Genomic DNA, 9,800 nt, shown 5'->3' on the forward strand with positions numbered 1-9,800 from the left:
GTTTGCACGCAACCCACATCACTCGCACATGAGGATGATGCTGACAATACAGCCTCTTTCTAGGTCGGGGCTGTGAATCACGGCACCGGCTGGCTGTGTCAACCGGCCGATCCTCGTGACAATGGTCCTCCCCCTACTCCTTAAACCCTCGAGCTGCAAAAGACGGACAGAACTTGCCACGCACAGGCCTATGCTCAACTAAACGGGCGGTCGGGCCGTGCGTGACCCTTCGAGGAAACTGAAAGAACGTACCCGCAACAGGAGGCAGGCCATCAGCTCGAGCGACAGCGATGCCCGTGACGCCAGTGACGTGGCGCCGTCCTCGCTTCGCCGACGAATGGGCGATCTGCTCATCAAGGTTGCGGAGCACGACGAAGTGGCCTTCGCCGACCTCCTAACCCTGATGGGTCCCCGGGTGGACACCCTGTGCACCCGGATGGTGCTCAATGAGCAGGTCGGCCGCGAAATCACCCAGGACGTCTTCCTCGAAATCTGGCAGAAGGCACACACCTTCGATGGTGCCCTGGGAAATCCGGACACGTGGGTCACGATGATTGCCTTACGTCGTGCAACGGACCGCGCCCGGTCCGAAGACCGGGCAAAAAGGCATGAAATGGACTACCTCACCCGCATGTACACCAGGGACTACGACCACACCTCCGAGACAGCCCTGGACCTAGTCGAGCAGCAGCGGGTCGGAGCATCACTGCAGCACCTCTCCCCCGCACAAGCCCATGCCATCACCCTGGCGTTCTATGAGGGGCTCACCTACGGACAGGTCGCGGCCCAGCTCGGCATCCCCCTGGCCACGGTGAAAAGCCGGATCAGGGACGCCCTGATTATCTTGCGCAGAATTCCCTCTCTCTCGGGTCTCCCCGCTGCACCTCCTAACCTCACTTATCCATCCATCCATGCGCCCCAACCGCACGGCCGCGCGGGCCGGAAAAAAATAATCACCCCGCGTAGCAATCCGAATCCCTAAGTGGGTCGAATCACAGCTAGACGTGCCCGCCAGGGTACGCGCTCACCGCACAGCGAAGGATCTACCTCATGAACAAGAAAATGCGGCTTCTTGCAGTCCCGACCCTCGCCCTTGGCGTCGTTGCCATGGCAGGGGCCCCCGCCATGGCCGCCGATGCGTCCTACTCATCGACGCTGGGCCAGCTCAACGGCACCACGGGCACCGGAACCGTCACCGTTGATGTGCAGGGCACCACCGCCACCGTTAACCTCCAGGTCAACGGTCTCGCCGAGACCTTCATGGACGGCCCCTACCCGCACGTCCAGCACATCCACGGCCTCGCCCTGGGTACCTGCCCGACCTCCGCTGACGACGCAAACGGCGACGGCATCGTGAGCGTCACCGAAGGTGCCGGCAAGTACGGTGGAATCCAGTCGACGCTGACCACCAGCGGTGCCACCGGACCTGAGGAAGGCCTCAACCTCGCACTTGGCGGCCAGGGTGGAAGCTACACCATCCAGCGCAGCTTCGAAATCAACCAGGGCACCCAGGACGCCCTTGAAGCCGGCACCGCCGTCGTCGTCGTCCACGGCCTTGACCCCGCAACCGCCGGTGTCTCCGAGGAAGTCTTCAACTCCCCCAGCGACCTCGACCCCAAGCTCCCCCTCGGCGCCACCTCGCCGGCCCTCTGTGGAAACCTCGCAGCCCAGATGGGCGAAATGCCTTCCGGTGGCGCTGACACCGGCGTCGCACAGGACACCGGCAGCAACGTGGGCATGCTCGCCCTCGGTGGCGGCCTCGTCCTCGCCGTCGCAGCCGGCGGAACCTACGTCGTTCGCCGCCGCGTAGCCGACCAGGCATAACCTCCAAGCACAACGAACTGATCGGACAACATCCACATCATGATTAGTTCACCCAGCGACCGCCGTAGAAACCTTCTGGTTTCCACGGCGGTCGCCGCTTTAATTCTGACCGGATGCGGAACCAACACCGCCTCCGAAGGAACTCCCGCCGCGCCGCTCACAGCCACGGCAAGTCCATCCACTGCTGCGTCCACCCCGTCGGCGGCGCCCAGTGCCGCCCCGTCTGCAGCGGCCACACCGTCTGAAGCCGCACCTACCGCCGCCGCGCCGGCGCAACCGCCGGTGCTACCAGCGTCCAATCCCACATCCTTCTCGATCCCTGCCATCGGTGCTGGATCTGACCTCCTTCACCTTGGCCTGCGCGAGAACGGTTCGCTCGAGGTCCCACCAGACGGACCAGGCGCACCAGCGAGCTGGTACAACCAGTCCCCCACCCCAGGAGAACGCGGACCGGCCGTCCTGCTCGGACACGTCAATGCCACCGACGCCGGCCCCGGAGTGTTCGCCAATCTGCGCGCCCTCAAACCCGGTGACATCATCGAAATCACCCGAGAAGACGGCACGACAGCACGCTTCGCCGTCGACCGCGGCGAACAGTACCCCAAAGACAACTTCCCCACCCTGAAGGTCTACGGGAACACCAAAGGCTCCGAGCTGCGGCTGATCACCTGCGACGGATACGACCCTGCCACCGGACTCTTCGACGACAACTACGTGGTCTACGCCAAACGCGTCTGACATCCTCGGCGCCAAGCAGGCGCTCGACGCCGTACAACACCGCCCATCCCTCCCGTGCCTGTCCCTACTGTGCGCTGCGCCCACCGCGCTTGCCCTGCCCGTTATCGCGCCGAGCCAGGCAGGGCCGGTGTGCTTGGCTCGAGGCGCTCCTGCAACCGACACAACCATCCGAGCGAAATAGTCCACGGTACGATGTATTTGATGTGCCGGGATGGCACCATCTCGGGGCGGGACGCTCCGATAGACGACCCGTCCGGCGTCGGCGAACAGGTACACCCGTTCCAAACCGTCGGACGTGACAGGATCGGCACCTTTTCATGAACCCCTGGTTTGCAGCAATGATCCCCCTGGCCATCATCGTGGTGCTGGGTTTCATTGCCTTTTTCATCGGTTTCAAGGGCTACCTGTCGAACGATCGTGACGAGACCGATCGGGCTCCCGAGCCGTCGCCCACTGCAGGGAACGCCCCCGCCCCCCGGGCAGCGTCGGGTCCGAGCACGAGTGAACGAGCCAGACAACAGAATGTCCTGCGACATGCGATCGTCGCCAGCGACCGACTGGTATCGCGTGCTTCCCACGAGCGCGCGGTCCTGGTGCAATTCATCGACCTGTACACGCCCGGCACGATCTCCGTGCAGGAGTTCCTCTCCAACCTCCGCACGGACTACTCCCGACGCGTCACCTTCGTCGCACGCCACCTGCCCACGAACGACCAGGCGTACCTGGGTGCCACAGCCCTGGAAGCAGCCGACCGTCAGGGCTGCTTCCTTCCCTTCCTGGAAGCGATCACGCTGGGCCCGGACGCCCAGGAACTCCCCCGCATGCACACCCGCGTCACCACGGACACCTATCTGGCCGTTGCCCGTGAGCTCGGACTCGACAGCAAACGGTTCGAAGCCGACATGCGAAGCTCCGACGTGCAGTCACTCATCGAGGCCGACCGGCTGGAAGCGGCACGCGTCGGCGTGACCCGAGCCCCCGCACTGATCCTCCTCGATGACCAGAACCAGAATGCATTGACGTCACTCGACGACTTCCGCGAAGCTGTTCGACTCGTCGCAAGCTGACACTCCCGGGTCCCACGTGGAATCACCCCACGAAGGACCTAAACGGCGAGAGGTACTGCGCCAACCGCACTGCCAGCAGGTCGACGTCTGTTATCGTCGCCGATCCTGACGCTCGGAGCGTTGCCTGAGCTGCTCAAGGTAAGCGTTATACGCATCGAGCTCCGGAGTTCCCTCCCGATTGTGCTTCCGGTCAGTGGCCCGAGAGGTCACCGTGTCGTCGCGTTGCCAGCGCACCATGATGATCAACAGCATCAGCACCGACGGCAGCTCCCCGTAGGACCAGGCCAGGCCACCGGCGATGCCCTGGTCGGTCATCGGATCGACATCCCACCCTGCGGGTAATGTGCCGAAAAAGTCGACGACAGGGGTGGTCGCCATCATCAGGACGACGCCGAAGAACGCGTGCAGCGGCATTTCGGCGAAGATGTCGAGGAACCGGCCGAAGTGGGACTGCTTCACCGGCAGCGGGTCCGTGGATAACACGGGGACGGTAAAGAGCACCCCGGAAATCAGGAACAGCAGTTCCAAGGTGATGTGCCCGTACCAGGAGGGCAACATTGCGTCGGCGATACCGCTCAAATAGACACCATAGAAGCTGACGAGGAACACCGGGATCATGAATGCCGGGTGGAGGGCGATCCGGGCGGATCTCGAGCGCAAGCCTGCGTGGGCGAGCCGGAGGACAGATCGCCCGAGTCCACGGTGTGGCGTTGCACGCAGCAACAGGGTACCGGGGCGGCCCAGGACCAGAAGCGGGGGAACGGCCATCATGAGGGTCAGCTGCTGGAACATGAAGACGGAGAACATGCGAAGCCCGTAGCCCTCAACTCCTGCGCCCATCGTGATCATGATGATGATGCAGCCCGCCAGGAAGATCGCCGTCCGCCAGAGAGGCCAGGAACGGCCCATCGACCACAGGCGGATCGCGCCTGCCAGGTACAGCACACCCAGTACCAGGGCGATCGCGGGAATCAGCGGAATTGGTTGCAGGGTCGGCGCCAGGTAGGTTGCCCACGAGGGCGGGGCCTCCGGTATCCAGACGGGTCCACTGACCCACGGATCATTCACTGATGTACAACCATCCCAACTTCATGATCTCGCCACAGTCCCGCTTATCTACACTTATGGGTCACATGCGGCACTGGATGTCCCCTGTAGCCCCGAAAAAATGGAAGCAGGCACCTAACGAGCCATGCCAGCAGTCCGTGCCGGACCTCCAACACGGACCAATATCCTATCAGGGAGCGACGAGAGGGCAGTACAAAGACGAGCGGGCAATGAAATAGCGGTAAGCCCCCTCGTCCAACGGGATCAGCGCTATCTCAGCTTGAGGGCAACCACTTCCCCAAGGGGTGAAGTTAGCAGGCGACACGCACGAAGGTCGATCCGGCAAGGTCGGACAAGGGGGTGCTCCATCATGAGGTTCACACCATTCATGCCACTGCTGATGAACTTGCCGCCACCGACATAGATCGCGACGCGACCAGGACGAATCACGAGGTCACTGGGGCGCCGACGACAATGCAGTCCTGAATGGAGCCGATCTGGGAGTAGACCGAAGCCACAAGAGCCGCGCCGACACCGCTAGCGGGAACATTCGGTGCTCCGGGAGTTGCCGGGGGCGAATCGGGGCGACAGCGGCCGACCCCACGCCCCCATTTCTATGGAACTTTCGGATGACGAAGCCGCCATAATTGCGGATGCCGTTAACCGGAAGTTGCAGGCACTTGCGGATGGTAAGACTGCACGGAAGCGTGATCAGGTCCGCGATGCCATCAAGCAAGGATCTGCAAGCGCCGGATCACACCGAAAACGGTAGAGGTGTCGATCGATCGCACTCCAACGGGACTCGATGTGGACGCTGTTCAAGGTGCGGCACTAATTGGTAAACGCTGCATCTTTGGTGAACTACGTGGAAAGGCCGTTTCGACGGTGGCGCTACCGGTTCTCGTGTCCAAGCGCTGCTTCATTGGAGATAAGCGCTGAAACGGACTCCTTGCGAGGATGCTAGAGGAAGTTCCTGCTTGTCAGCCTAAATCGGTTAACTGCTTAGCGACCGGAGGAAATGGATGGTCGTTGCCCTAGCAGGCAATTCAAGGACTGATGCCGTGGTTGCTGACCCCCAGAGTCTCCAATACCTCTCGTCATTCTTACCCCACCGCCTTGAGCGCTTAAGACGGTGGAGTAAAAGCCGGTCGAGCCGTGTTTCTAGGCGGCATATGCCTGTCGCCCGCAGGTATTCGCTGCTAAGTCTTAGCGATCCTGACCGTTCGCTCAGCTCATCCAGTGCGTTTGGTACTCCGAGTGGTGCTTCCACGAGAGAGCCATCAACTCGAGGATTTTGCGCGTGCAGTCCTGCTCCCCCGCGTCTTCCCCTGCCTCTTGGTGGTTCCGGTGGATGCTTTGCACGTGGGCAACCAGACGCTGCTTCGCGACACAGTCCGCAATGACCTTCTGCGGGTTGTGGTTCACAATATGGCACGCTAGCGGGTCCATCAGCAGTTCATGCCCAGCCACGTCCAGTGGCCGATCGACGTCAGCCACGTGCCGGGTTTTGACGTGGGCTCCGAGGATGCCACCGACACCGGGATCGTGCAGTGCCTGATAGTCGAGGTCGTAATCCTCACCCACGCGGGCGAGGACGAAGGCAGCCAACTCGTCCATCCGCCGAGCCTACGGGTGGATGCTGGGACTACGCAGGGAATGAAGACAAGCCGCTACACCTGTCGTCGCATCGTTGCGTTGGGATGGTGAAAGCTCGCCCACTGGCGGACAACTTTGAGCCCGCTCCTGCCGCGCTCCACCCGCACGCAGGTGAATTACCCGCAACATTCCTTCGAACCTATGATCAAATTTCCCAATAAATAGACCTGCCTCGAGTTTCCGATCTGAACGACGATCGCCGGGTATAAGGAGAATTGGCCACGACAGCGCAACCGATCAACATCACCAACCTCTGCTCGCGCTGTGCCGGCCCTTCCGGCTTCTACTCCGGAGCTCGGCTAACCACGACAAGCCGTTCGATGTCCTCAGGCCTGCGCTTTTCCTCGAACAGATTGCCAGCGCTGGTTGGCTCCTTCAACCCGGCCTGCGGCCACCGAGACACCGGCACTGGTCGTTCCGCAACAGCACTTAAGGTTGGCGCTGCTTGACTAAGCCAAGTGGGTCTCGTGCCACCGCACAGATTTCTATCCCCTGTAGAATTGCGGCTGGCGGACAGCCCCTGATCCGCTGGAAAGCTTCGAAAGTGGTGTGTGTGTTTCCTACCCTCAGCCTGGCCGCAGCGACGACACCGTCGGGTGACCCGACATTGAAACCGGGTCTGGACCCGGCGTCGGTGACCCCCGGCACGCTCGGCTTCCTGTCGACTCTTTTCATCGTCGTGCTGGTAATTCTCCTGATTCGAGACATGACCAGGCGCATCCGGCGGGTCCGGTACGCGGCCGAGGTGCAGCAGACCCGGACGCAGCGCGAAATGCAATCCACAAGCGAAAGTCTGCCCGCTGAGTCCGGTGAGAGGCCGGATCCCCTGCCCGGCGCAGACGCTACTGATCCTCCCGTGCCCGGTGGTAAACACGGCCCAAACAACCGCTGAGCCCGGGAGGGAGAAGAGCAACCGCCCGTCGGACCAAGTCGATCCGACTGAACGGTCCCCCGCAACCAACCAACTCAGAAGTGCTTAAAGCCAGCTCACCGCGGTCACCCGCAGGCTCAAGGAAGGCGACGACTGCAAGGACGTCATCACTCAGTTCGCTGCAGTATCCAGGCCCTCGATCAGGCAGAATCCGCTCTCATCGCTGGTGATCTCAAGCAGCACATCGTCTGCTTTGTCCTTACGCCCTGTCTGGCCGGAGCTCGGCGAAACCGTGCGAGGACGCTACGTGCGCGCTGCTCGGGAGAGCGGCGGATCCCGAAGATTAGGCCTCTGAGGCTTTCCAGCGGCGGGCAACCATGAAGGAGCGGATTCCGAGCACTACGTAAACGATCAGCAGGACGAAGGTGATCGTGCTCGTAATCACAGCTGCAGGCCGCTCCGCCTCGCCGGCGAGGAGTGCGCCCAGCTGCATGACGTTCATCGTGGTACCGAGGATTCCAAGCACTGCCACGACCAAAGCGATGTGGACGCCAAGCTTCAGATTCTTCAGTCCGACTATGCCGGAGACCAGGATAACGGCTCCCAGGATGGCCGGAATCAACGCCGTCCAGCTGACGAATGCAGTCGCGATGTACGAGATGAGGCCGAGGACGATGAGGACGCCGCCGAGTCCGATGGTGATGCGAGGCATGCCGCTCCTTGAGCAGAGGGGGGCTGAGAGTTTCTTCTACACAGTGTAGTAGACACCGTGGCCCTGCCAGCGTTGTGGCGAAGTCAAGAAAGCGCTCCTGCGGAGAGCCATGCGCATCTGACTGCACGAGCATCGGCGCATCAGATATCTAAAATGCCCACGTGACAAAGGCCTGCTTACAACAGGTCATTGAGCACCGGGGTAGTAGAACGTTCTTTCATGGTGGACCTAGCACTCCCTTCCTGCATCAGGCAGACCCTCAGCACACCATCTAGCGCTGCCCTTCCTAGTCGAGCCTAGTCTTGCAGCATCAGGCCGCTCTCTAACCTGTAGCCTTGGAGGAAGCAGTCAAGGCCTCTTTTGTGCAGACGCAGCGCACTCAAGACGAGCCTAGTGGCCGGACCCGAAACGACCCGCAGGACCGACAGCTTTGCCGGCCGCTGTGCCCGGCGATCATTCTCGACCGTGCCCCGTCCCGGTATTCAGTGGCAACACTTTGGATTGGAGATTACGATGCAACCCACAACGGGAAAGCTGCTTGCCATCCCCGAGGTTCCGTCGCAGGTCCACAACCCTCCGGTGCCCTACGAGTTTCCCTACGCGGGCCGGTAGTGATGCCGAGGCTGGTGCTCGAACGACCCCTTCAAGTCCTTGTGGCCTTGTTTTTCCCCGTGATCGTTGCAGCTGGTGCGGTCCGGGCTGTGACGTCTTCGTTATTTCTTTGGATCGAATACCACCGCCCCGGTTTCCCCGCAGACAGTTATGGCTTCTCGACCGAGGAGCGCATGGTTTATGGCTCCTACACGCTGAATTATGTTCTGAACTTCGCACCTGCCGAATACCTGGGCGGACTTGTGAACGCCGAGGGAGACAAGCTTTTCCTTGCACGGGAAGTGGGACACATGACGGACGTCAAGGGCGTTCTCTCGGCCTCCTTCCTGATCGGCCTTATCATGTTCATGGTCAGCATCGCGGCATGTGTGTACTTGGCGAGATGTTCAAAAGGAGCGGTCCGCAGTGCCCTGTTCTCTGGAGCGGTGCTCACGTTAGTTCTTATCGTGGCCTTGACTATCTCCGCGATCCTGGGTTGGGAAGCTTTTTTCACGCAAGTCCATGCCTTGTTCTTCGCTGCCGGAACGTGGACCTTTCGTCTGGATGACACGTTGATCAGGCTTTTCCCCGAGCAGTTCTGGACCGACGCGGCTATTTCGGTCGCAGGCATCGTGCTACTCGTCACTACTCTCACCGTCGCTCTCGGCTGGCCTGTCGCGTCCCGTCGCCAGGGCGAAACTGAAGGGCGCCCGGTAGCGCATACAAAATGAACCACTAACTAGGCCGAGCCCTTTCGCGCTTCTCATGTAGTCAGTGGGTATGCGTGGGGACTGAAAATGCTTTTCGAATCGATATTCAGCCCTGTAGACCCACGAGTTAAGGGGCGCCTGAGCGTCTGGTAACACAACATTTTGGGCGCACTGGATAGTTACTGTACCCCTGTCGACACAGACACGGTGCAGCCCAATGGGCACTTACGCACGGTGGGAAATGCCAGTGGTCATGTAGGCGCCACGGGGCGATGGTCGTTTTCTTCAGGTAGCGGGGGTAGGAACCCGGAACCGCCATTTACGATGATCGCGTGAGTCAAATCCTTAGTGCGGACTTGATACGTCTGGAGCATCCAAAGCTTCGGCGTCCGTCCGAGCAGTAGCTTCGGCTTCACGCTCTGCCCGGTCTACCTGAAAAAGTGCCCGCATCACAAGATAGAAAATGGTACCAACGGCTGCCGACGGCAGCAGAACAGCGACGTATTCCATGCCCTAATACTACGGAGCAAGAACCCCCGGAGCAGGAACCCTGCAATGACGGCCCGACGCTGGGGGGGGCGGCG

Annotated in this window: 9 protein-coding genes; 6 read left to right on the top strand and 3 right to left on the bottom strand. The window is 61.2% G+C overall.

From position 1 onward, the window contains the following. Positions 1-337: 337 nt before the first annotated feature. From ACX80U_RS18600 to ACX80U_RS18615, 4 genes are all read left to right on the top strand, one after another. The gene (locus ACX80U_RS18600; RefSeq protein WP_181036521.1) at positions 338-982 is read left to right on the top strand and encodes a sigma-70 family RNA polymerase sigma factor; all 645 of its coding nucleotides are present in this window, start codon (positions 338-340) and stop codon (positions 980-982) included. 68 nt (positions 983-1,050) lie between these two features. Further along, positions 1,051-1,824, top strand: a complete 774-nt coding sequence (locus tag ACX80U_RS18605; protein WP_104119118.1) for a CHRD domain-containing protein — start codon at positions 1,051-1,053, stop codon at positions 1,822-1,824. 39 nt (positions 1,825-1,863) lie between these two features. Then, complete coding sequence (locus ACX80U_RS18610; protein ID WP_104119117.1) at positions 1,864-2,562, top strand: class F sortase; 699 nt, start codon at positions 1,864-1,866, stop codon at positions 2,560-2,562. A 317-nt stretch (positions 2,563-2,879) separates the two neighbouring features. Further along, positions 2,880-3,629: a DsbA family protein gene (locus tag ACX80U_RS18615; RefSeq protein WP_104119116.1), complete on the top strand. Its 750-nt coding sequence runs from the start codon at positions 2,880-2,882 to the stop codon at positions 3,627-3,629. Positions 3,630-3,719: 90 nt separating this feature from the next. Here the strand turns inward: ACX80U_RS18615 and ACX80U_RS18620 are convergent, their stop codons facing one another. Continuing rightward, entirely contained in the window at positions 3,720-4,697 is a 978-nt protein-coding gene (locus tag ACX80U_RS18620; protein WP_104119115.1) for a cytochrome c oxidase assembly protein, read from the bottom strand. A 732-nt stretch (positions 4,698-5,429) separates the two neighbouring features. Here ACX80U_RS18620 and ACX80U_RS18625 point away from each other — a divergent pair. After that, positions 5,430-5,615, top strand: a complete 186-nt coding sequence (locus tag ACX80U_RS18625) for a DUF6993 domain-containing protein (protein WP_459269479.1) — start codon at positions 5,430-5,432, stop codon at positions 5,613-5,615. A gap of 288 nt (positions 5,616-5,903) precedes the next feature. On the opposite strand, the gene ACX80U_RS18630 is transcribed toward ACX80U_RS18625, so the two are convergent. Then, the gene (locus ACX80U_RS18630; RefSeq protein ID WP_104119113.1) at positions 5,904-6,293 is read right to left on the bottom strand and encodes a DUF6221 family protein; all 390 of its coding nucleotides are present in this window, start codon (positions 6,291-6,293) and stop codon (positions 5,904-5,906) included. Between the two features lie 1,253 nt (positions 6,294-7,546). Further along, complete coding sequence (locus ACX80U_RS18635; protein ID WP_104119112.1) at positions 7,547-7,915, bottom strand: hypothetical protein; 369 nt, start codon at positions 7,913-7,915, stop codon at positions 7,547-7,549. Positions 7,916-8,529: 614 nt separating this feature from the next. Between ACX80U_RS18635 and ACX80U_RS18640 the strand changes: the two genes are divergently transcribed. Next, positions 8,530-9,237: a TIGR01906 family membrane protein gene (locus tag ACX80U_RS18640; RefSeq protein ID WP_104119133.1), complete on the top strand. Its 708-nt coding sequence runs from the start codon at positions 8,530-8,532 to the stop codon at positions 9,235-9,237. Positions 9,238-9,800 lie beyond the last annotated feature (563 nt).

This window comes from Arthrobacter sp. TmT3-37 (assembly GCF_054510835.1).